The 21,823-nt window shown below is 43.1% G+C and carries 21 protein-coding genes; 7 read left to right on the top strand and 14 right to left on the bottom strand.

Features of this window, described 5'->3' with window-relative positions; translation table 11 throughout:
• Positions 1 to 80 precede the first annotated feature (80 nt).
• Positions 81 to 1,178 (top strand): metallophosphoesterase, encoded by a 1,098-nt coding sequence (locus tag ACH784_RS00625; protein WP_404392627.1) that lies wholly within the window; start codon positions 81 to 83, stop codon positions 1,176 to 1,178.
• A 27-nt stretch (positions 1,179 to 1,205) separates the two neighbouring features.
• On the opposite strand, the gene ACH784_RS00620 is transcribed toward ACH784_RS00625, so the two are convergent.
• The 6 genes from ACH784_RS00620 to ACH784_RS00595 all read right to left on the bottom strand — a co-directional run bounded on the left by ACH784_RS00620 (position 1,206) and on the right by ACH784_RS00595 (position 7,921).
• Entirely contained in the window at positions 1,206 to 1,982 is a 777-nt protein-coding gene (locus ACH784_RS00620; RefSeq protein ID WP_404392625.1) for a hypothetical protein, read from the bottom strand.
• 36 nt (positions 1,983 to 2,018) lie between these two features.
• Entirely contained in the window at positions 2,019 to 2,549 is a 531-nt protein-coding gene (locus tag ACH784_RS00615) for a DUF4124 domain-containing protein (protein WP_404392623.1), read from the bottom strand.
• Between the two features lie 363 nt (positions 2,550 to 2,912).
• Positions 2,913 to 3,653 (bottom strand): phosphoadenylyl-sulfate reductase, encoded by a 741-nt coding sequence (locus ACH784_RS00610; protein ID WP_404392621.1) that lies wholly within the window; start codon positions 3,651 to 3,653, stop codon positions 2,913 to 2,915.
• Between the two features lie 45 nt (positions 3,654 to 3,698).
• Positions 3,699 to 5,417, bottom strand: a complete 1,719-nt coding sequence (cysI, locus tag ACH784_RS00605) for an assimilatory sulfite reductase (NADPH) hemoprotein subunit (protein WP_404392618.1) — start codon at positions 5,415 to 5,417, stop codon at positions 3,699 to 3,701.
• Between the two features lie 52 nt (positions 5,418 to 5,469).
• Positions 5,470 to 7,284 carry an assimilatory sulfite reductase (NADPH) flavoprotein subunit gene (locus ACH784_RS00600; protein WP_404392616.1) on the bottom strand — a complete coding sequence of 605 codons (1,815 nt, stop codon included), beginning with the start codon at positions 7,282 to 7,284 and terminating at the stop codon, positions 5,470 to 5,472.
• Positions 7,285 to 7,540: 256 nt separating this feature from the next.
• Positions 7,541 to 7,921 (bottom strand): hypothetical protein, encoded by a 381-nt coding sequence (locus ACH784_RS00595; protein ID WP_404392614.1) that lies wholly within the window; start codon positions 7,919 to 7,921, stop codon positions 7,541 to 7,543.
• A gap of 242 nt (positions 7,922 to 8,163) precedes the next feature.
• Here ACH784_RS00595 and ACH784_RS00590 point away from each other — a divergent pair, with 242 nt between their 5' ends.
• From ACH784_RS00590 to ACH784_RS00580, 3 genes are all read left to right on the top strand, one after another.
• Positions 8,164 to 8,871, top strand: a complete 708-nt coding sequence (locus ACH784_RS00590) for a hypothetical protein (RefSeq protein WP_404392612.1) — start codon at positions 8,164 to 8,166, stop codon at positions 8,869 to 8,871.
• 125 nt (positions 8,872 to 8,996) lie between these two features.
• A complete protein-coding gene (locus ACH784_RS00585) occupies positions 8,997 to 9,629 on the top strand; it encodes an endonuclease (RefSeq protein WP_404392610.1) in 633 nt (210 codons plus the stop codon).
• Positions 9,630 to 9,715: 86 nt separating this feature from the next.
• Positions 9,716 to 11,377 carry a S41 family peptidase gene (locus ACH784_RS00580; RefSeq protein WP_404392608.1) on the top strand — a complete coding sequence of 554 codons (1,662 nt, stop codon included), beginning with the start codon at positions 9,716 to 9,718 and terminating at the stop codon, positions 11,375 to 11,377.
• Between the two features lie 61 nt (positions 11,378 to 11,438).
• Here ACH784_RS00580 and ACH784_RS00575 read toward each other — a convergent pair whose 3' ends face one another.
• Positions 11,439 to 11,564, bottom strand: a complete 126-nt coding sequence (locus ACH784_RS00575; protein WP_404392606.1) for a hypothetical protein — start codon at positions 11,562 to 11,564, stop codon at positions 11,439 to 11,441.
• A gap of 237 nt (positions 11,565 to 11,801) precedes the next feature.
• Here ACH784_RS00575 and ACH784_RS00570 point away from each other — a divergent pair, with 237 nt between their 5' ends.
• Positions 11,802 to 12,161: a hypothetical protein gene (locus ACH784_RS00570; protein WP_404392604.1), complete on the top strand. Its 360-nt coding sequence runs from the start codon at positions 11,802 to 11,804 to the stop codon at positions 12,159 to 12,161.
• 8 nt (positions 12,162 to 12,169) lie between these two features.
• Here ACH784_RS00570 and ACH784_RS00565 read toward each other — a convergent pair whose 3' ends face one another.
• From ACH784_RS00565 to fabR, 7 genes are all read right to left on the bottom strand, one after another.
• A complete protein-coding gene (locus tag ACH784_RS00565; RefSeq protein WP_404392602.1) occupies positions 12,170 to 12,586 on the bottom strand; it encodes a globin family protein in 417 nt (138 codons plus the stop codon).
• A gap of 86 nt (positions 12,587 to 12,672) precedes the next feature.
• The gene (locus tag ACH784_RS00560; protein WP_404392600.1) at positions 12,673 to 13,263 is read right to left on the bottom strand and encodes a hypothetical protein; all 591 of its coding nucleotides are present in this window, start codon (positions 13,261 to 13,263) and stop codon (positions 12,673 to 12,675) included.
• 87 nt (positions 13,264 to 13,350) lie between these two features.
• Positions 13,351 to 13,950: a 3-isopropylmalate dehydratase small subunit gene (leuD, locus tag ACH784_RS00555; protein ID WP_404392598.1), complete on the bottom strand. Its 600-nt coding sequence runs from the start codon at positions 13,948 to 13,950 to the stop codon at positions 13,351 to 13,353.
• Positions 13,950 to 15,350 (bottom strand): 3-isopropylmalate dehydratase large subunit, encoded by a 1,401-nt coding sequence (leuC, locus tag ACH784_RS00550; protein WP_404392596.1) that lies wholly within the window; start codon positions 15,348 to 15,350, stop codon positions 13,950 to 13,952. The genes leuD and leuC overlap by 1 nt, the downstream gene beginning before the upstream one ends.
• A 51-nt stretch (positions 15,351 to 15,401) precedes the next feature.
• Complete coding sequence (gene leuB / locus ACH784_RS00545) at positions 15,402 to 16,478, bottom strand: 3-isopropylmalate dehydrogenase (RefSeq protein ID WP_138480089.1); 1,077 nt, start codon at positions 16,476 to 16,478, stop codon at positions 15,402 to 15,404.
• Positions 16,475 to 18,022, bottom strand: a complete 1,548-nt coding sequence (leuA, locus tag ACH784_RS00540; RefSeq protein ID WP_404392594.1) for a 2-isopropylmalate synthase — start codon at positions 18,020 to 18,022, stop codon at positions 16,475 to 16,477. Before leuA ends, leuB begins: the two co-directional genes overlap by 4 nt.
• A gap of 445 nt (positions 18,023 to 18,467) precedes the next feature.
• Positions 18,468 to 19,094, bottom strand: a complete 627-nt coding sequence (gene fabR / locus ACH784_RS00535; RefSeq protein WP_058028411.1) for an HTH-type transcriptional repressor FabR — start codon at positions 19,092 to 19,094, stop codon at positions 18,468 to 18,470.
• Between the two features lie 104 nt (positions 19,095 to 19,198).
• Here fabR and ACH784_RS00530 point away from each other — a divergent pair, with 104 nt between their 5' ends.
• Together ACH784_RS00530 and sthA are read left to right on the top strand one after the other, a co-directional pair.
• Complete coding sequence (locus ACH784_RS00530) at positions 19,199 to 20,326, top strand: acyl-CoA desaturase (protein ID WP_404392592.1); 1,128 nt, start codon at positions 19,199 to 19,201, stop codon at positions 20,324 to 20,326.
• Between the two features lie 82 nt (positions 20,327 to 20,408).
• Positions 20,409 to 21,797: a Si-specific NAD(P)(+) transhydrogenase gene (gene sthA / locus ACH784_RS00525; protein WP_404395136.1), complete on the top strand. Its 1,389-nt coding sequence runs from the start codon at positions 20,409 to 20,411 to the stop codon at positions 21,795 to 21,797.
• Positions 21,798 to 21,823: the final 26 nt, after the last annotated feature.

Here is a 21,823-nt window from a genome sequence, read left to right as displayed (position 1 = left end):
AGCTCTGCGAAAGTTGCCTGAGGATACATTCTCAGAATGAATGCCAAGGGCAACAATTCGCTTTTTAAAAGGATAAAACAATGATAACAAGCCGCTTACTCCGTACATTGTCTGCTGCAATGTGTACATCATTACTGCTTGCCAACCAAGTACACGCCAAATCTCTTAAAGACGAGCGCGTTACTGACGGCCCTTATATTGATGTGCATAACAAAGCTCTATCGGTGAATTGGATTTGCGATGACCAAGTGAAACGCACGCAACTCAAACTCGAAGAGGACTCCCTGCCCTACAGTTTTAATGCCTGTGGATTAACAGCCATCACTTCGCAGTTACATTTCGACGAGCAACTAATCGAGTATCAGAATGTAAAACGAGTAGCGGCGCTCAGTGATCTGCATGGTCAATACGAGCTAATGCTGACCCTACTGAAAAACAATAAGATTATTGATAAAAATAACCGCTGGGCGTTTGCTGATGGTCACTTTGTAATTACGGGGGATATTTTTGACCGTGGCGACAAGGTTACCGAAATACTTTGGTTTATTCACGACCTAGAAAAGCAAGCCGAGCAGGCCGGCGGTAAAATTCATCTACTGCTAGGTAACCATGAAGTCATGGTTTTAAATGGCGACTTACGTTATTTGCACCCCAAATATGTAAAAGCCGAACAGCTGCTAGAGACACCTTTTGATCAGCTCTTTAATCAGCAAACCATTTTAGGTCGTTGGCTACGTAGTAAGCCTGTACTGGTTAAAATTAACGACCACTTATATGCCCATGGTGGTTTTCACCCACAGCTCGCTGAAGATAAGGTTACTTTAGACACCATAAACAAAACTTTTAAGTCACACCTTGTTGAAAAAGAACTGCCGAAGAAGCGTGAAGGCTTTGCCCGTTACTTACATAAAACCCATGGCCCGATTTGGTATCGCGGTTACTTTAAAGACGACGGCGCCACCGCTGAAGAGCTGGATTTATTATTAAAGCATTTCGATGTGAACCATATTGTTGTTGGCCACACTTCTCAGAAAAAAATTGAAACTCGCTTTAATGGCAAAGTAATCGCCATCGACAGCAATATCAAGAAAGGCAAATATGGTGAAGTGTTATTTATTGAAAATGGTAAACATGAACGAGGTACGTTAAAGGGGAAAAGAAAACCTTTAAAGAGGTAACTCATTTTCTATGGGGGTATTCAGCGTTTAGAAATGGTAAATTTTTTGAATACCCGTTCCTACTTCTGCTGTGACAGCTTTAATAGCAGGGCATGCTTGAAACTCCTTCAGATCAAATAAACTGCACGACGATTTACTAGCCTTAATGATAATATTTTTTAGGTCAAAGAATTCAACCAAAGTGATACTAGTGAAATTACTTTTTAGAAGTTTCAAGAGGTTCTCTAAAGCGGCTTCTGAATATGGGCAATAGTTAAAGAGCAACTCCCCCGTATCACCAAGTACATTTGAAACTTGCTGTAAAAAGTCCCCCTGCAACATAAAATCATCTTCTGCATTATCAAAACAAAAATCTAATAAAATCACATCATATTGCTGGCTAATGGTATTTAGATAACTAAGTGCATCGGCTATCTCAATGTCACCTGAAGGTAGATGAAAAAATCTCTGCACGCACTCTTTAACTTCTGGACTCACCTCAATACTTTTCATTGTAGAAAGGTTTATCAACTGTTTCTCATGCAGGTAATGAAACGCTCTTTCTACTGCGCCTGTGCCAAGCCCTAAATTTAAAACCGAATAACTAGGCTTATCTTGCAAAAAGCACATAAGAAAGAGTTGGGATACGGGCGATAGTAATAACTCAGGACGAGCAACCGACATAACACCTTGAATCACAGCATCACCAAAAGTTAACCAACGAAGTGCATCAACTTCATACACGCACAGTTTGGTATCGTTACTTTCAATAACAGCAATACAATGATTGATGTCTGTAAGTCTTTCTAACTCTAAGATAATCAAAACTAACTACAATCGCATAAAATGCAAAAGCGAAACTTAATTCCCTTTTTCGTTCTTGCCCTCAGTAATGGCATCGAGTTGCTTTTGTCTGTCGTCCATTAGCTTTTGAATATTCTTGGTGTTCTTCATCAGCTCTTTAACATCTTGCGGACTCATCGCATTGGCTTTCAGTGATTCACTCTCAGCTGTTTGTTTGTCTTTATATAAAATTGATGTATCTTCAGCGGCCATGATGGTGACTTTGCTGGGATCAAGCTGATGAGTTTGGCTATTGCCTTTTGGATTTGGCTGGTCTGAATAAATCCAGTTGCCGTTTTCGTCTTGCCATTTATAAATGGTTGGCTGTTTTGTAGTTTGGTTCTCATCAGCGGTTGCTTGTTTAGCGTAATCTACCGCTTTATTTAAATGACGTTTAGATTCATCTAATAAGCTTTGTGTATCGTTTTCAACTTTATTGAAAATCGCATCGATAGACAGGTAAGGTTGACCATCAGGACGTTTAATTACAAACAATGATGCCACACCTATCAGCATCACCATAATCATCATATATGCTTTATAACCCACGAGAACACTCCGTCGTATCGACTCTTTATTATTTTAGTTTGGTTATAGATATTATACCAATTAGTGTAATTTAGTGAGCAATTTTGAGGCTGAGAAAACTTGGCGATTGCTAGGCAAAAATTTTGTGTTTTAGTTGTTCTAAATGAGAAGTTTTTAACGCAGCAAGCGTCAGTTTTAGCACCTCAAATTGCTTAAGTATTACGACTGATTGGTATCAACAGAAAATGTGGAATAAAAAAGCACAGGCTTTAAGACCTGTGCTTTTTATTTACATCAAGGCAAAATTATTAATGGCTGTATGTTTAGACTAGTTTCTAACAATCCGCCATTTAAATAACCAGAACTTAGGTTAAATAAGAATTTTTAGATACCGTCACCGTCAATGTGCAGGCCACACTCACGATTAAGGCCGAAGAAGCGCGTTTCTTCTTCTGTCATACCTGGCTCTAACTTACGAGTAGTATGCATATCACCCATAGATACATACCCTTCGTCCCAAAGCGGGTGATAAGGTAAGTCATGCTTGGTTAAATACATATACACGTCGCGGTTGCTCCACTCGATGATCGGATACACTTTTACAGTACCTCGGCTGATCTCAAGCACTTGCTTGTCGGCACGGCTTGATGACTGATCACGACGTAAACCACTGAACCAAGTCTTTGCACCAATTTCTTCGATAGCACGGGTCATTGGCTCCACCTTGTTTAAGGTGTTGTATTGCTTAATGCCTTCTTGACCTTGCTCCCAAAGCTTACCGTACTTAGCTTCTTGCCAAGCTGGACTCATTGGTGAACGATATACTTTTAGATTTAAGTCTAAACGCTCTGTTAAGTAATCTACAAACTGGTAGGTTTCTGGAAACAGGTAGCCAGTATCAGTTAATACCACTGGAATATCTGACTTTTCGGTTGAAACCAAGTGCAACATAACTGCCGCTTGAATACCAAAGCTTGAAGATAAAAATGCCGTATCAGGCAAGTTTTCAAGCGCCCATGCCACACGCTGTTGCGGTGTCATTGGCTCTAACAAAGCATTCGCTTCGGCAAGTAACGCTTTTTGCGCTTCGCCTTCTAACTCTAATAATTGTTTAAAATTACTCATGCTTGTTCCTAGGTTGGCAGGCATGCCTGCCAACTCAATGATTTCTTAAGCGTGGAAGTCTGTTTTAGAAACTTTCACTTCGGCAACGATTTCCTTACGGATAGCGAAGTCACCAAAACACTCGCCTTCATTGCGCTCTTTAGCCCACTGGCCAATTAATTCGTCTAATGCTGGTAGATAAACGTCTTCAGCTACGTTTTCTAGGTACAGCTTAGGTACACGCGTACCTTCACGGTTACCACCTAGGTAAACGTTGTATTTACCTGGGCCTTTACCTACGAAACCAATCTCAGCCAACATCGCACGGCCACAGCCATTTGGACAACCAACAACACGCATAATGATGTCGTCATTCGGGATTTCGTGCTTCGCTAAAATCGCTTCTGTTTTCTCGATAAGCTCTGGCAGGTAACGCTCTGCTTCAGCCATCGCAAGTGGACACGTAGGTAACGCCACACATGCCATTGAGTTAAAACGTTGCTCTGAGTGTGAGTCGTCAATTAAGCCGTGCTCACGCGCGATTTTCTCAATGATGTCTTTTTGATCAGCTGGCACACCGGCAACAATTAAGTTTTGGTTCGCCGTCATACGGAAATCACCTTGGTGAATTTCTGCAATCTTACGACAACCGGTTTTAAGTGGTTGACCTGGGTAATCAAGAATACGACCACTTTGGATAAATAGTGTTAGATGGTGCTTACCATCAATGCCTTCTACCCAACCGATGCGGTCACCACGGTGAGTGAACTCATACGGGCGGCTTTCTTCAAATTTAACGCCAGCGCGGTTTTCTACTTCTGCTTTAAATGCATCAGTACCGAAAGTATCAAGGGTATATTTCGTTTTTGCGTTCTTACGGTTAACACGGTTACCCCAGTCACGCTGCACAGACACTACGTGCTCAGCAATTTTTAGCGTGTGCTTAAGTGGGATGAAACCTAGGTCATCAGCTTTGCGCGGGTAAGTGTTTACATCACCGTGAGTCATTGCCAGACCACCACCAACAAGCACGTTAAAACCAACTAGTTTGCCGTTATCTGCAATGGCAACAAAGTTAAGGTCATTGGCGTGAACGTCTACTTCGTTGTTTGGTGGAATAGTCACTGTGGTTTTGAACTTACGTGGTAAGTAAGTAGACCCTAAAATTGGCTCTTCTGTTGTTTCTGTCTTTTCACCGTTTAACCAAATCTCAGCATACGCTTTGGTGTGTGGTAATAAGTGCTCAGAGATCTTCGCAGCCCACTCGTAAGCTTCTTGATGTAACTCAGACTCAACAGGGTTAGTCGTACATAGTACGTTACGGTTAACGTCACCAGCAGTCGCGATAGAGTCAATACCAACGCTGTTTAGCATTTGGTGCATTTCTTTAATGCCCGGCTTTAACACACCGTGGAACTGGAATGTTTGACGCGTTGTTAAACGAATACTGCCGTAAATGGTTTTATCGCCAGCAAACTCATCAATCGCTAACCACTGCTTAGGCGTGATAATACCGCCTGGCATACGTGCACGAAGCATCACGTTGTGCATTGGCTCAAGCTTTTGCTTAGTACGCTCTGGACGAATATCACGGTCGTCTTGCTGGTACATACCGTGGAAACGAATTAGCTGGAAGTTATCCGCTGTAAAACCACCTGTAAGTTGGTCTTTTAGATCCGCTTCAATGGTACCGCGTAAAAAGTTACTTTGTGTTTTTAGTCTTTCGTTATCAGCAAACTTAGCATTTGGGTCTAGCTTGCTGTTAGGTTTGTAATCTGTGCTCATGGCTTATCCTAAAATTCTACTGTGACGGTCAGTGTGGTGTACTAACAAGCTGTTAGTACACGTCTTTTTGATAACGGTTGTTGCTGCGAAGCTCCTTAAGGTAGCTTTCAGCCTGCTCGTCATCTTTGCCACCATGGGCTTTAATAATGTCGATAAGTGCTTGGTGAACGTCTTTCGCCATGCGGTTTGCGTCACCACAAATATAGAAATGTGCACCTTTTTCTAACCATGCAAATACTTCTTCGCCTTTCTCGCGAAGACGGTCTTGCACGTAAACTTTTTCAGCTTGGTCGCGGCTAAATGCTAGGTCTACTTTGTTTAGTAGGCCAGACTTCACATAACCTTGGATCTCAACTTGGTATAAGAAATCTTGGGTGAAGTGCGGGTTACCGAAGAATAACCAGTTTTCACCTTCTGCACCGCGCGCGTCACGCTCTTGTAAGAATGCACGGAAAGGCGCAATACCTGTACCTGGGCCTACCATGATAACTGGTGTGTTATCGTCACTTGGTAAACGGAAGTTGTCGTTATGCTCGCTAAATACTTTAACTTGTACGCCTTCTTCTGCACGGTGTGCTAGGTAGCCTGAACAACCGCCAAAGTGTTTTTCACCAAAGGCATCAAACTCTACTAAACCAACCGTTAAGTGCACTTCTTCTTCCACTTCAGCTTGGCTTGAAGCAATTGAATATAAACGCGCTTGTAGCTTTCGTAGGCTATTTGCTAAATCTTGTGCGCTGATATCGCTTGGGTTTTGCTTAATGATATCGAAGATTTGACGTGCTTCGATGTATTCACGCATTGCCGCTTTGTCTTCAACTAGCTTTAATAGCTCTGCGTTGTTAGTCGCTTGTGCGTACTTTTCAACGAAACCAGGGTAAGACTGAGTTAGCTCTAGTTTTTCAATTAACGCTGTACGAATTGATAGGGTTTCTTCACCTAATGTGATTTCAGTTGCGCCATCAATGTTTAATAGTGCCAGCGTTTCATCAACCAGTGCTTCGTCATTTAAGAAGTAAACACCTAGAGAGTCACCTGGAAGATACGTGATATCAGAACCTTCAAGTGAAATTTCAATGTGACGAACATCTTTCGTTGAATCGCGACCTGTGATCTTTTGTACCACACTTAGCTCAGCCGCAAATGGGTTTTGCTTAGTGTATTGACTTTGCGCGGGTGCTGCACCGAAGCCAGCCATAGGAATAACTTGTGCTGAACCTTGTGACTGTGCTTTTAGCTCAGGTTCGAATGCATCAACTGCACCACCGATCCAAGCTGTTGCTTGGTCTTCATAATCAACATCTAAATCAGCACGCGCAACAACCGTTTCTGCGCCTAGTGCTTTAAAGCGCTCTTCAAAATCGATCGCCGTTTGGCAGAAGAATTCGTAACTTGAATCACCTAGGCCGATAACCGCTACTTTAACGCCATCTAGTTTAGGTGCTTTTTTCGATGCTAAGAACGCGTGTAGGTTTTCAGCATCTTCTGGCGGCTCACCCTCACCATAAGTAGAAACAGCAACAGCAATAAACTTTTCTTTCTTAAGTTGAGCAGGTTTGTAGTCAGCCATGTTCACTAACTTAACAGCTAAGCCTTTTGCTTCTGCAGCCGCTTTTAGCTGATTAGCAACGCCTTTGGCATTACCAGTTTGCGAACCATATAGAATGGTGAGTGCAGCCGCTTCGCCTGCAGCTGGCGCTTGACCACCCACTACACCGCTTAATGCAGCTGTATTTGCATTTGCAGCTAGGTAACCACTTACCCAAGCTTGCTGAATTGGGTTTAGCTCGGCCACTAAACCTTGTAATTTTTGCACTTGCTCTTGTGTCAGCGGGCTTGCCGCGGCACTAAGTTGACTTAACAACATGGAATCTATCCCCTAACCCTAAACCGTCTGCTTAGTTTGCTTGCTGAAATACTTCTACTCGAAGTAAGGTTTTCTAAGGCTGAAGCATACTGATTTGCGTTGCCAAGGATAAAGAATTAGATCTGCTTTGTTATTCCATTTGGTTATCAAAGAGCAAAAACACCATTAAAAACAGTTTTAAGAAAATTCTGCTCGAAAACAAAAAAACGCGATCTTGGAAACCCAAGATCGCGTTTTTTACTAAATCAATGCTAGCTTAACTTTCGACTGGATAAATAGTGATTTCGATCCCCGCGCCAATCGCCGAAATTCTCAGTAATGTATCGGCGCTAATTGGCTGAGAGAAACACTTAGGTTCAGCGCCCGAGCTAAAGCCAATATCAAAAGTACGCTTAGAGCAAGATAACCATTGCTTCAGGGCGTTTTTAGAACAAGACTCTATTAGCTCGCATAAATGATTAATCGCTTTATCAGGGCTTACCACATCAGCGTCGGCTTCAATGCGCGCTAGATGACGATAGTCGTCTTTATCATAGTGCAGCACCATAGCGTTCTTCTTTAAATCGTCTACCAAGGCACTAATATCCTGTTTTGATTCAAGCTCTAGGTCTACATTTAAGAATTGGATTTCTGACATTATGACTGTTCTCTTTTTAAGCTGTATTTTTAAGATGTTACTAAGCGATACTCAATATAGACAAGTGTAACTAACTCACCGAGTGGTTGCTACCGCTAACGCATTTTAAAACTGCACAAATCTTGTTCAACATCGAAAAAGCAGATTTAATACTACTTTTTAGGCTGAGACAATTTGTCGCAGTGACAAAGAAACCTTTTTAGGTACACTGCGCTCTTTTCTCATTTGCTAGGATAAAAATAATGACAAAAACAGCATTTAAACCCATTCGAAAAATACACAAATGGCTTGGTTACCTGCTCGCCATTCAAATATTCGCATGGTTATTAGGCGGGTTTGTCATGAGCGCCATTCCACTTGAAAAAGTACATGGCAAACACCTAGCTCACCGCCAGCTCGATAATCCATTTAAACGAGCCGATTACTCTGCAGATTTGAATCTCATAACAAAAAGCCAAGATGCACTTTCAAGTATTTCGTTCAAACACCTATTAGATTTGCCCGTTATTAAAGTGCAAGGTGGTCAAACGACTTGGTTTAACGGTATTACTGGTGAACAACTTAAAGCGCCTAGTGAAGCTATAATCAAACAACAAGCCGACGCCCATTATTTAGGCAATGGCGAAATCACTGCGGTTCAATTGTTAGCTAAAGGCCCAAGAGAAATCGGCTACAAAGAAAACGTCTGGGTAGTCACTTACAACGACTGGTGTAGTACAACACTCTATTTAGAGGCGCAAAGCGGGCAAATCATTACCGTAAGAAGCACCATTTGGCGTATTTTTGATTTTTTCTGGATGCTACACATTATGGACTATGACGAGCGAGAAGACTTTAATAACCCGCTGCTCATTAGCTTTTCTGTTGTCAGTGTGCTGTTTTGTCTCTCTGGTATTTTCTTATTATTCCAAGCTCCGCCTTGGCGAAAGCGCAGAAACAAAGCAACTTAATATATCTTCTGCCCTAACAAACTAAAGCATTATTTTAATAAGACTATTGCAATCAATAAGATAATTTCAAAGCCTTTATTGCGGTGATATAGTGCATTTTTCTGTAGTCCACTTAGGTGAGAGAAATGCGCCCGCTATTCGCGTTAATGGCTTTGCTATTGCTGAGCCCGCCAACTTTTGGCAAAGAGTTTTCAAGCTTTTCACAAGCAAAAAAATATCTCAATAAAACCCTACCTAAAGATGCCACAACGCTTTACTGCGGCTGTAAGATCAAGCGCCAAGGTAAAAAGCTCATCCCTGATGCTAACAGTTGTGGTTATGAACCAAGAAAACCCTATACCCATGCAGGCAAACCAAATAGCCGTGCCACCCGTATTGAATGGGAGCACATTGTGTCGGCTTGGGAGTTTGGCCACCAGCTACAGTGCTGGCAAGACGGTGGTAGGAAAAATTGCCGAAAAGTCAGTGCTAAATTTCGCAAAATGGAAGCAGATATTAACAATTTAGCACCCGCTATTGGTGAAATAAACGGTGACAGAAGTAATTATCGCTTTGGTATGTTACCAAGTACAGAACTAAAGCATGGCGCCTGCCCTGTTAAAGTGGACTTTAAAAGGCGCACAGTTGAGCCACCGGATTTTGCCAAGAAAAGAATCGCTGATGCTTACTTTTATATGCATAAAACCTATGGCTTGAAGTTATCTAAAAAACAGCAACAATTATTTACAACTTGGCAAAAATACATTCCGTATGATTAGCATTAAATTAGCTTTATCTGGTTGTACCAATTGTGTTTACAAATACTTATTGGTATTTTGAACAAATCAGATTAGATGGGATTTAAATGATGAAATTAAAAACGCTTAGTTTTAGTATCGCGCTAGCATTGTCAGCTACAGCACTGAGTGGTTGTGGTGGTTCAAACAATAATAACAACACAACAACACCTACACCAACCGACAATAGCGGCACGATAACAGAGCCGACATGGACTGCAGGCCAATTTGCTGCATCGGATACATTTCAACATCAGTGTGAGACTCCACGAACTGGTACAGATCCGTATGAAAATGCGCCATACCCAGATAAAGCGGGCACGGCCATGCATGAAAAAATGTGGCTACGCTCTTTCAGCAATGAAACTTACCTTTGGTATGACGAAGTTGAAGATAAAGATCCAAAACACCCTGACTTCGACTCTGATGAACAGCTAGACACTGTAGCTAAATATTTCAGACATTTAAAAACCGATGCTGTCACTGAGTCTGGTGAAGCAAAAGATAAATACCATTACTCAGAAAGTTATGAAGATTTCAAAAAAGAAGCTGAGTCAGGTTTGGTCTCTGGCTATGGTGTTAGATGGGCATTTATCAGTAGCATGCCGCCGCGAGTTCTTAGAGTGGCTTTCACTCAAGATGGTTCACCTGCGGCCCAAGCAGGGCTGCTGAGAGGTGACACGATTACAGCCATTAACGGGGTTGATATAAACACCAGCACTGAAACAGATAAGCTTAATGCAGGCCTACTACCTAAAGCTGGAGAAACACATAGCTTTACTGTTAAGCGAGAGAATGTAGATGAACCGATTACTTTTTCGTTAACCGCGACTGATGTGCAATCTACTCCAGTTCAAAATGCAAAAATAATTGAAGTGGCAAACAAAAAAGTAGGCTATGTACAATTCAACCAATTCATACAAGTCGGTCAGGAACCGTTAATTGAGGCATTTAACCAATTTGCTAACGAAAATGTCGACGAACTTGTTTTAGATATGCGTTACAACGGTGGCGGCTTAGTTGCTATGTCAGCCCAGTTGGGATACATGGTCGCAGGTGAAGAACAATCAAAAGCTTCAGACAGTAATAATGCAAAAGTTTTCAGCTCGCTAATTCATAATGACAAACGCAGCGACGAAAACAAATATTATCCGTTTGTAAACCTCGCCATTGATTGGGATGCGGGCGAATTCACAAACAATCTACTGCCGAGCGTAAATCTAGACACAGTATATATTTTAAGTTCTAGTGGTACTTGTTCAGCCAGTGAATCTTTAATCAATGGTTTGCGCGGTATTAACGTTAAAGTTGTATTAATTGGTGGTCAAACATGCGGTAAGCCGTATGGCTTTACGCCTGAATCGAACTGTGGAGAAGTGTATTACACAGTACAATTTAAAGGTGCGAATGCAAAAGACTTCGGTGATTATGCTGAGGGCTTTAAACCAGTTCCTGAGACTGAAATTACTCAATCAACCATTGGTTTGACTGATAAGGTACCTGGTTGTACGGTTGCTGACGATTTTGCAAATCAATTGGGTGATAGTAAAGAAGGGATGTTAGCCGCAGCACTCACTCACATCGAAACCGGCAATTGTCCAGTGAGCAAACAGTCTGTACAAAACGTTCCTGCAATTTCAGTGCATTCTCAAGGCCAAGGTATTGGCCTATCTACGCCATATCACCCTATGCGTGATGGCTTAGTTGATATTGAGATCAAAAAGCAGTAATGCGCCTTATTGTCTGCACTTTACTTTTAAGTTGCATAAGCTTGACTGGGTGTAAACACACTCAGTCAAGTGAGCCTTTACCTGCCATTATTGCACTCACAACTCCAACCATGAAAGCTGAAATACAAAGCGCGGTCGTGTCTTTAAATGGAGGTGTACCACCTTTAATTTCAAATAATGTGTTCATGAATAGTAGTACCTTACTTTTAGAGTCGGGCGTATCTGATGAGTCTATTCTTGGCGTTAATTCACTGTCAGTGCAAACATTTCAACTACAGAAGAGAGACATTGGCTGCGTGCTATTGGCACTTAAAACACACCGATATGTTCTGCTAAAAAGCGTACCCTGCCAAGCTGTGATAAAATAAACAGGTATATTGAGGCATATAAAACCTCACCTTCACCTTTTACATTTGAGAATGTTATGAAATCAACATGGATAAGACTTGCCGCTATTAGCATCTTAAGTTGGACGCTTGCAGCTTGCCATCATACTCCAACCCCAATGGGGAAGCCTGAAAAGTTATATGACTTCGATCACAAAGTGCATTATGAACAAACCAAGTTTAATGATAACCACTATTTTTTAAGTGTACGCTCAGATGATTATGCGCATTTCACAAAGCAAAGCGTATTTCTCTTAAGGCACTCAGAAAAACTTTGCCAAGGTATGAATGCACAATTGACCTTACAAAAAGGCGTGCAAGACTTTGAAAGATTACCGACTCACCCTCGCGCTTACCAGCCAGATCTACAAGCCGAAGTAAAATGCGTGCCTAAATAAAAACCTTCTCAATCGTTAAAAGCGTGGGCTTTCATAACAGTTGCGACTGTACGAAACGTATCGACCCACGCTTGCCTTAGCTCAGGCGTCCACTGCTCGCCTAATCCAACTTTCAGGGTATAAAGTAATGCGTTGCCCACGGGCGTAAAATCTTTCGCTTCGACACCATAGTCTACGTGTCGCTCAGCTAATTTATGTAAAACAGGAATGAGCCCATCAAGATCATCGAGCCCTCTAACGGCTAACTTTAACGTTGCCATCAGCTTTTGTCCTTGGCTTTTAATATCTGACTTAAATAAAGGTTTTAGGTTTGGATCGTATTGAAACAGCGTTTGATAAAAAATTTCGGCGGCTTGCTCAGCAATTGGTTCAACCTGAGCAAAACTTTGTTGTACGAGTTGTTTTTGTCTGGCGGTAATTGGCATTAGCAATGCTCCTAGCCATGCCAACATAATTGGCACTGAATTGAGTCAATTATTAAAACTAGACGCAACAGTGCCAGAATGCCAATTTAGTCCTTATAACCCCAAGGGGCTTTTGGTGGCGTGATTGGTTTCGTTAAGTCAAAATCAACTCTGAATTCACGACCTTCACGCACTAAACGGTAAGTAAATTTCTCATCGTAGATATACATCTGCCATGTGTTGCCCATTGACTGAGGAATGCCTTGGCTCGCAAATAACTCTTTTGAATACTGATCTGCAGGGAAAGACTGCACGTTTGCAAAGCCAGCATCGACTGTATGGCCGCCGTACATAGTTGACGGGTCATCATCGCCATTTTCTAAACGGTGGTCGTGCTTCAAACTTAATCCACTGCCTGTTTTGGTGATGATCCAAGTACGAGATGCATCTTTTCCTACATGAAAAGGCACTTGTAGTTCTTTTTCGTTACAACGACGCACATGCATCACGAGCTTGGCTTCATTAAACTTGCTCGGACCTTGGTTATCCAGGGTTACTTTACCTTGATACGCTTTACCACAATGCGCAGCAATTTTATCGAAAAATGCATCATGAGTTGGAATTGATACCAGTGGCGCTGGACGCGCGATGGCTGAGCCACTAACAAGTAGCGCAAGAACGGCTAGGCTTTTTTTCATTATGCTTGTCCTAAAAAAGAAAAACCAGAGAGTAGTCAGCTCTCTGGTTAGATGCAAAAAAACGCGATTAACGCTGAATTATTAGCTTTATTGCCAAGGACGCTCGGCAGCTAAGTTAGCTTCAAACGCATCGATTTGTGCATTCAACTGCTCAGTCTCACCAATGAAATCTAAGCCACTTAATAAACGCGCTTTGATATCTGAACGTACATCAAAGTCGATGGCATCGAAATACTGACTGCGGATCTGCTGATTTTCTAAATCAATTTCAACCTGAATATCTTGATGCTGCTCTGCAATCGCAAACAAGCTATCCAATGTGTCTGCCGATAGCGCGATACACAACATCTGGTTGTTACCACAATTGTTAAAGAAAATATCTGCAAAACTTTGCGCCAAGATCACAGTAAACCCATACTGTTTTAATGCCCAAGGCGCATGCTCACGAGATGAGCCACAACCAAAGTTATCACGTGTCAGAAGTACCGAAGCGCCTTGATAACATTCTGCGTTTAACACAAAGTCAGGATTCGCACTGCCATTATCTAAATAGCGCCAGTCATAAAACAGCGCTTTATCAAAGCCGTCACGACTGGTTGAAGTTAAAAACTGCTTCGGAATAATCTGATCAGTATCGACGTTATTTTTGTCTAAAGGTGCCAATAAACCTTGATGATAAACCGCCATTACACCGCTCCTCTAATATCTGTAAAGTGACCGGCTATTGCCGCTGCCGCTGCCATCGCAGGACTCACTAAGTGAGTTCGACCACCGCGACCCTGACGACCTTCAAAGTTACGGTTAGAGGTCGAAGCACAGCGCTTTTCAGCGCCCAACTTGTCATCGTTCATTGCAAGACACATAGAGCAGCCTGGCTCTCGCCATTCAAATCCAGCTGCTTTGAAAATATCCGCCAAGCCTTCTTGTTCTGCCTGCTGTTTTACTAGGCCAGAGCCCGGCACTATCAAGGCTTCAACGCCAGTCGCAACCTGCTTGCCATTGACAATTTCAGCGGCTGCACGTAAATCTTCAATGCGGCTGTTAGTACAAGAACCGATAAATACGGTATCGACTTTTGCATCAGATAACTTCTGGCCAGCTTCAAGACCCATATACTTCAAGGCTGCACGCATGGCATCAGCTTTGATTAAATCTGCCTCTTCGTCTGGGTTTGGTACTCGCTCATCAATACCAATAACTTGCTCTGGGCTTGTGCCCCAAGTCACTTGTGGTTGAATATCTTGCGCATCGAGCTCAACGACTAAATCAAACTGTGCATCCTCATCTGATTTCAGTGTCTGCCAATATTCAACGGCGGCTTTGAAGTCATCCCCTTTTGGTGCAAATGGACGCCCTTCTAGATAAGCAAATGTCGTCTCGTCTGGCGCGATTAAGCCCGCTTTGGCGCCCATTTCGATACTCATATTGCAAAGCGTCATACGCGCTTCCATTGACAAGGCTTCGATACCTTCGCCACAAAACTCTGCCACATAGCCCGTACCACCAGCAGTACCTAGCTTGCCAATCACAGCTAGAATTAAATCTTTTGAGGTCACGGTTGGACGCAGCACACCATTAATTTGGATCTTCAATGATTTGGCTTTTTTCTGCTGAAGTGTTTGCGTTGCTAATACGTGCTCTACCTCAGAAGTACCAATACCATGCGCTAAGGCACCGAATGCACCGTGTGTTGAGGTATGGCTATCACCACATACAATTGTAGTCCCCGGTAAGGTGATCCCCTGCTCTGGACCCATGACGTGCACTATGCCTTGGTTAATCGAGTTTAAATCATATAACTCAATACCAAAGTCTTTACAGTTTTGCGCAAGCGCCATTAATTGGTTTTTCGACACTTCACTTGCGGCATCTAACGAACGACTCTTGGTTGAAACGTTATGATCCATGGTCGCAAAAGTTTTCTCAGGGCAACGTACTTTGCGGTTATTCTCGCGCAGTCCCGCAAATGCCTGTGGCGACGTCACTTCATGTACTAAGTGACGATCAATATAAAGTAAATCGGTTTGTTCATTGATTTGTGCAACCACATGAGATTGCCAAATTTTATCGTATAAGGTCTGAGCCACTTGCTACATCCTCTTATCTTGGCTGCATGACGGTGCAGCCATCAGCCAAAATTAAATACGTGAAACGATTGCTTGTGCTACATCTTGTGTGGTGTAACCGCCTTGAGGGTAGATATCTGGCGTGCCCACACCTGCCGCGACAGCTTCTGCCACAGCCTTCTCAATGGTGCGTGCCGCTTCATCTTGCCCTAAAGAATAACGAAGCATTAAGGCCGCACTTAGAATTTGTGCAATCGGATTCGCAATACCTTTACCCGCAATATCTGGCGCCGAGCCACCTGCTGGCTCATATAAACCAAAGCCTGACTGGTTTAAACTGGCTGAGGGTAATAAGCCCATAGAGCCTGTGATCATCGCGCATTCGTCTGACAAGATATCGCCAAACAAGTTGTCGCAAAGCAGCACATCAAACTGGCTTGGTTGCTTCACCAGTTGCATTGCTGCGTTGTCTACATAAATATAATCAAGCGTTACTTCTGGGTAGTCTTTGCTCACTTCGGTGACAACTTCACGCCATAGTACGCTTGAGGCCAATACATTGGCTTTGTCTACTGACGTAACATGGTTACTACGCAGACGCGCCGCTTCGAATGCAAAGCGCGCGATGCGCTCAATTTCAGCACGAGAATAACGTTGCGTGTCGAATGCAGCTTCACTCGCACCCTCGCCTTCACGGCCTTTTTCACCAAAATAAATACCGCCCGTTAACTCGCGCACACATAAAATATCAAAACCTTGCGCACTGATATCCGCTCGAAGAGGAGACGCGGCGCTCAGTGCAGGTAATAGCTGTGCTGGGCGCAAGTTACAGAACAAACCAAAGTGCTTACGAAGTGGCAGTAAAGATGCTCGCTCTGGCTGTTCATTCGGTGGTAAATGCTCCCACTTAGGGCCACCTACAGAGCCAAATAAAATGGCATCCGCTTTTTCACATGCCGCTAAAGTAGAGTCAGGAAGCGCCGCTCCAAATTCATCAATGGCAGCACCACCAATGGCATGGTGCTCACGTTGTAGCGTAAAATTAAACTTCGCGCTAACCGCGTCTAATACTTGCTCGGCGGCAGACATGACTTCAGGGCCGATGCCATCTCCAGCTAAAACGGCGACTTGGTAACTTTGTTGGCTCATCCTGCTTTCCTTTGTTGTTTTAAGTCAGACACTTTTTGTGCTCTGTCAATTAAGTTATATACGCGGATCATGGCGCGTACTGAGGCTTCTACGATGTCGGCAGCAAGGCCGGCGCCGTGATATTGGCGACCATCGTATTTAGCAATAATATTTACCTGGCCAAGTGAGCTTGCACCTTGGCCTGTGGCATCTAAGTTGTATTCAATCACGTCAACCGCCATGCCCGTAATACGTTCAATGGCTTTGAATGAGGCTTCGACCGGACCATTTCCTGTGGCAGCTTCTTGCTTTGATTGCCCACCGACTGTCATGCCAATAGTCGAACTGGCGACTGATTGAGAGTTTGACGCTGAGTTTACAAACTCAAGTTGGTAAGTTTCGTCTTTATCACTGATCTGATTAAAGTAGATCATGGCTTCTAGGTCATAGTCATAGACCGTGCCTTTTTGGTCCGCTAGCGCTAAGAAGCTGTCATATAAGCTATCCATGTCATAATCAGACTTTTGATAACCCAATTCTTCTAAGCGATGCTCAATCACATGACGACCTGAACGCGAGGTCATATTTAATTGGTTGTTTGGTACACCCACGGTTTCTGGGGCCATGATCTCGTAGGTATTTTGTGCTTTTAATACGCCATCTTGGTGAATGCCTGAGCTGTGCGCAAAAGCATTTTCACCGACAATAGCTTTATTCGGCTGCACAGGCATATTACAAATGGTCTCAACTTGGCGCGACGCACGGTAAATCTCTTCGCTGCGGATATCGGTGTAAACACCTAAATGGTCGTGACGCATCTTCATGATCATCGCCACTTCTTCTAATGAACAGTTACCCGCTCGCTCACCAATACCATTAATCGTACATTCAATTTGTCGCGCGCCGGCTTGTACTGCAGCAATTGAGTTTGCCACCGCCAAACCTAAGTCGTTGTGACAATGCACACTTAAACGCGCTTGGTCAATATTTGGCACGTTATTCATTAAATGATGGATCATTGCCGCATACTCGTCAGGCGTCACATAGCCCACAGTATCAGGTAAGTTGATGGTTGAAGCGCCCGCTTTAATCGCTTGCTCGACAATACGACATAAATCCCAATGTGGAGTACGGCCGGCATCTTCACACGAAAATTCCACATCATCGGTGTAATTTCGGGCTAGCTTGATTGATTTTACCGCCATCGCAGTCGCATCATCTAGGCTCATGCGTAGCTTGTGTTCAAGGTGTAAAGGGCTGGTTGCAATAAAGGTATGAATACGGCTTTGCTCTGCTGGACGTAATGCTTCACCACAGGCTTCGATGTCTTTTGCCACGGCCCGAGCTAAACCACAAATCGCAGGGCCTTTAATCTCAGTGGCGATGCGCTGTACTGCCCGAAAATCTGCAGGGCTTGAAACCGGGAAACCAACTTCCATGACATCCACATTAAGGCGGCTAATGGCATGTGCAAGCTGTACTTTATCATCTTCAGTTAAGCTCGCCTTTAGCGCTTGCTCACCGTCTCTTAATGTTGTATCAAAAATCCAAACTTTATCATTCATACCTTAGCTCCTCACCCCTTTGTATCGCCCTTTGAACACCATCGCTATAAGCAAATAGTTTTAATCAGTCATTAGATAACAGTGCAAAAACAAAAAACCCCGCAATGTGCGGGGTTTTCGTTATGCTGCATTTCACACGCACACCGCCCCACACCGATACTTGATCAGTAAGAGGTTTAATAGCAGTGACAATTGTGTGAACTTTTTCATTTCTTAATCTGCATGTTTTGTATTTATGCTGTAACTGATGCGATTTTTAACATGCCGCAACACATAAGATCAAGCATAAACAATTCAACAAACCAGTAAAAACAGAATCAAGAAAGAAACAAAAAAGCAGATATAGATATACAGAAGAATAAAAAAACCCTTAAACATAAAAGTTAAGGGTCTTTTTAAATTTGAACAGTAAACAATCGAGTAGATTAATTTTTATATGATTTTTTTATGAAGGCTTTGAATTTACTTGATGTGTGCCGTAATGGTTCGCGCCCTTGGCGATATAACGCAACTGCCAAATCAGACGCTCGGTTAATTCTTCTCGTTGTTGTGTGTCTTGATCAAGTGCATCTGCACCAGCATTAAATACCAAGGTCACCATGGCTTCTGCTTGCATATAAGCATGATTCGCATCGCATGGGGTTTCTGCCTCTAAGTAATGCGCAAGCTCTAAAATAAAATGCTGAATTTCACGAGCGACTGCAGCACGAAATGCTTTTGATGTGCCTGAGCGCTCTCGTAACAACAATCTAAATTGGTTACTCGAGGTGTCGATGAACTCCATAAAAGTCAGCACAGAAGTATTGATCACACTGCCACCACTCGCTATACGACGGCGTGCTTGGCGCATCAGTTGGCGCAGTGTTAAACCCGCTTCGTCAACCATGGTTAGACCGAGTTCATTCATGTCCTTAAAGTGTCGGTAAAACGAAGTCGGTGCAATACCCGCTTCTCTTGCCACTTCTCTTAAACTCAAATTAGAAAAACTATGTTCCGCACTGAGCTGGTTAAATGCAGCTACAATCAAGGCTTGTCGGGTTTTTTGTTTTTGTTGTGCACGAACACCTGACATATTTTCTCCCTAGAGTTTATCGATAACTTGTGCAGTCTAATACTTGACGAGATGAGAATGAAATACTATTTTAGCGTACAAGTGTACGCTGAGATTTTTTGAAGATGAAAAAACCCCCTCTGATTTGGACAAATGTCTTATTTTTTGCCCTGTCATTTTTGGCAGCCATTACCCTAGTGCCTTGGTATGGATTCACCCATGGCTTTGAAACCAGCACTTGGGTAGCTTTTGTTGTCTGTATGTTTTATGCCGGCCTGTCTATCACCGCCGGTTACCACCGCTTATGGGCGCACAAAACATATGAAGCTCACCCAGCTGTGCAATGGGTATTTGCACTAGGCGGTGCATTCGCACTGCAAAATAGTGCATTGCACTGGAGTAGCGACCACCGTGTTCACCATGGTCAAGTCGATGATCCTATCAAAGACCCATATGCCGCAACCAATGGCTTTTGGTATAGCCACATTGGTTGGATGTTGCGAGACTACCAAGGTAAAAACTATGGCGATTACAGCAATGCCAGAGACTTACAACGCAATCCTATCGTGATGTTCCAACATCGTCATTACATGAAGCTAGTGTTACTAACAAATGTGGGTATTCCATTATTATTAGGTGCACTGTTTGGTGACATTATCGGTATGTTGTTATTGGCGGGTGTGTTAAGACTGGTATTAAGTCAGCACTTTACTTTCTTTATCAATTCACTGGCACATATTTGGGGCTCTCGCCCATATACTGAAAAAAATACCGCCCGTGATAATGGCTTTTTAGCATTGTTCACATACGGTGAGGGTTATCACAATTTCCACCATATTTTTGCCAGTGACTATCGCAATGGCATTCGTTGGTACCACTACGACCCAACAAAATGGATGATCCGTGCATTTGCGGCGGTCGGCCTTGCCAGCAAACTTAAACGCACACCAGTCGAGCGTATCGAAAAGGCCAAAGCAGAAACCTTGTTACTTAAGACTAAAGTTAAGCTGGCAAAATTGCCTTTAGCCCAAGATCAGCTTACATTGTTACAACAAGAATATGATTTGCTTCTAAAAAAGTTACAAACCTTTTGCGCGGTACAAAAGCAATTATTAGAAGCAAAAGCTGATTCCATGCGTGAACAATATGATATGTCAGCCATCGCTAAGCAATATAAAGAGCTAGAAGCGGCTTGGCAGGCTCAAAAACAGGCATGGTTAGCACTAAATGCAAGGCTATTATCGAACGCCTAACGGTGATAGCCAACTCGCAAGTTGAGGAGGGGCTGTGGCCAAACAAAAAGCAGAATCAAATACAGACAAGCCGGCGTCATTTATGTATGACGCCATTATCATAGGTTCAGGTCCTGGTGGTGAAGGTGCCGCCATGAACCTATCTAAAAGCCACAAACGTGTTGCCGTTATCGAGCGCCATAAAGCGGTTGGTGGGGGTTGCGTGCATTGGGGCACGATTCCTTCAAAAGCACTCAGACACTCTGTTAGTCGTTTAATTGAATATAAACAAAACCCACTTTTCAGCCTCACTGAAAAACCGCAGCGTTTAACCTTTGGCGATATTCTTAGCCATGCCAGTAATGTGATCTCTAAGCAGTCAAACCTACGCAGCAGCTTCTATGACAGAAACCGTATTGAATTATTTCAGGGTGACGCCAGCTTTATTGACCGTTACTCAATTAAAGTGACACATGATGATGGCTCTTATGAAGTTATCACGGCACCGATTATTGTTATCGCTACAGGCTCACGCCCATATCGTCCACCAGGTGTCGATTTTTCCCACCCTAGAGTTTATGACAGTGATACCATTTTAAGTCTAGAGCATGACCCTCAGCGCGTTTTAATCTATGGTGCTGGTGTTATTGGCTGTGAATATGCTTCTATCTTTAAAGGTCTTGGTGCCAAAGTTGATTTGATCAATACTCGCGATCGATTACTGGCGTTTATGGATGCTGAGATTTCTGATGCGCTCAGTTACCACTTCTGGAATAGCGGTATTGTTATTCGCCATAATGAAGAATTTGCAAAAGTTGAACCACATGAGCATGGCGTCGTGCTGCATCTGCAATCAGGTAAGCGCGTACGTGCTGATTGCATTTTATTTGCCAATGGTAGAACCGGTAATACAGATAAGCTTAATCTTGCCGCTGTAGGCCTAAAAGCCGATGGCCGTGGACAATTAAAAGTTAACGATAGCTACCAAACTGAAATCGATAACATTTATGCCGTTGGTGACGTGATTGGTTATCCAAGTCTAGCGAGCGCCGCATTCGACCAAGGCCGTATCGCCGCAAAAGCCATTGTTTCAGGCGATTGCAGTGAAAAGCTGATCAATGACATTCCAGCTGGTATTTATACCATTCCTGAAATGAGTTCAGTAGGCAAAACAGAGCAAGAGCTAACAGCTGCTAAAATTCCATATGAAGTTGGTAGAGCACAGTTTAAACACCTTGCGCGTGCGCAGATCACAGGCACACAAGTAGGTAGCTTAAAGCTATTATTCCACTCGGAAACTAAAGAGATTTTAGGTGTTCACTGCTTCGGTGAGCGTGCCTCAGAAATCGTTCACATCGGCCAAGCAATTATGGAACAAAAGGGCCCGGGTAATAACATCGAATACTTTGTTAATACCACCTTTAACTACCCGACCATGGCAGAAGCCTATCGCGTAGCAGCATTAAACGGTTTAAACCGACTGAGTGATTAAAGCAAAAGGGAGAGCAACTGCTCTCC

It is taken from the genome of Pseudoalteromonas phenolica, assembly GCF_044788725.1.
In the GTDB taxonomy this organism is placed as follows: Bacteria; Pseudomonadota; Gammaproteobacteria; order Enterobacterales; family Alteromonadaceae; genus Pseudoalteromonas; species Pseudoalteromonas phenolica_C.
Note: the sequence above shows the minus strand (reverse complement) of the source record. Positions and strands in the feature narration are given on the sequence as shown.

What these genes read in the sequence shown, in the direction of transcription:
- ACH784_RS00530 (WP_404392592.1), top strand. Translation starts at nt 19,199, where the DNA reads ATGAAAAAACCCCCTCTGATTTGGACAAATGTCTTATTTTTTGCCCTG.
- ACH784_RS00565 (WP_404392602.1), bottom strand. Translation starts at nt 12,586, where the DNA reads ATGCCAATTACCGCCAGACAAAAACAACTCGTACAACAAAGTTTTGCT.
- cysI (WP_404392618.1), bottom strand. Translation starts at nt 5,417, where the DNA reads ATGAGCACAGATTACAAACCTAACAGCAAGCTAGACCCAAATGCTAAG.
- ACH784_RS00570 (WP_404392604.1), top strand. Translation starts at nt 11,802, where the DNA reads ATGAAATCAACATGGATAAGACTTGCCGCTATTAGCATCTTAAGTTGG.
- sthA (WP_404395136.1), top strand. Translation starts at nt 20,409, where the DNA reads ATGTATGACGCCATTATCATAGGTTCAGGTCCTGGTGGTGAAGGTGCC.
- leuD (WP_404392598.1), bottom strand. Translation starts at nt 13,950, where the DNA reads ATGGCGGTTTATCATCAAGGTTTATTGGCACCTTTAGACAAAAATAAC.
- ACH784_RS00610 (WP_404392621.1), bottom strand. Translation starts at nt 3,653, where the DNA reads ATGAGTAATTTTAAACAATTATTAGAGTTAGAAGGCGAAGCGCAAAAA.
- leuB (WP_138480089.1), bottom strand. Translation starts at nt 16,478, where the DNA reads ATGAGCCAACAAAGTTACCAAGTCGCCGTTTTAGCTGGAGATGGCATC.
- ACH784_RS00625 (WP_404392627.1), top strand. Translation starts at nt 81, where the DNA reads ATGATAACAAGCCGCTTACTCCGTACATTGTCTGCTGCAATGTGTACA.
- fabR (WP_058028411.1), bottom strand. Translation starts at nt 19,094, where the DNA reads ATGTCAGGTGTTCGTGCACAACAAAAACAAAAAACCCGACAAGCCTTG.
- ACH784_RS00595 (WP_404392614.1), bottom strand. Translation starts at nt 7,921, where the DNA reads ATGTCAGAAATCCAATTCTTAAATGTAGACCTAGAGCTTGAATCAAAA.
- ACH784_RS00600 (WP_404392616.1), bottom strand. Translation starts at nt 7,284, where the DNA reads ATGTTGTTAAGTCAACTTAGTGCCGCGGCAAGCCCGCTGACACAAGAG.
- ACH784_RS00580 (WP_404392608.1), top strand. Translation starts at nt 9,716, where the DNA reads ATGATGAAATTAAAAACGCTTAGTTTTAGTATCGCGCTAGCATTGTCA.
- ACH784_RS00590 (WP_404392612.1), top strand. Translation starts at nt 8,164, where the DNA reads ATGACAAAAACAGCATTTAAACCCATTCGAAAAATACACAAATGGCTT.
- ACH784_RS00575 (WP_404392606.1), bottom strand. Translation starts at nt 11,564, where the DNA reads ATGAACACATTATTTGAAATTAAAGGTGGTACACCTCCATTTAAAGAC.
- ACH784_RS00560 (WP_404392600.1), bottom strand. Translation starts at nt 13,263, where the DNA reads ATGAAAAAAAGCCTAGCCGTTCTTGCGCTACTTGTTAGTGGCTCAGCC.
- ACH784_RS00585 (WP_404392610.1), top strand. Translation starts at nt 8,997, where the DNA reads ATGCGCCCGCTATTCGCGTTAATGGCTTTGCTATTGCTGAGCCCGCCA.
- leuA (WP_404392594.1), bottom strand. Translation starts at nt 18,022, where the DNA reads ATGAATGATAAAGTTTGGATTTTTGATACAACATTAAGAGACGGTGAG.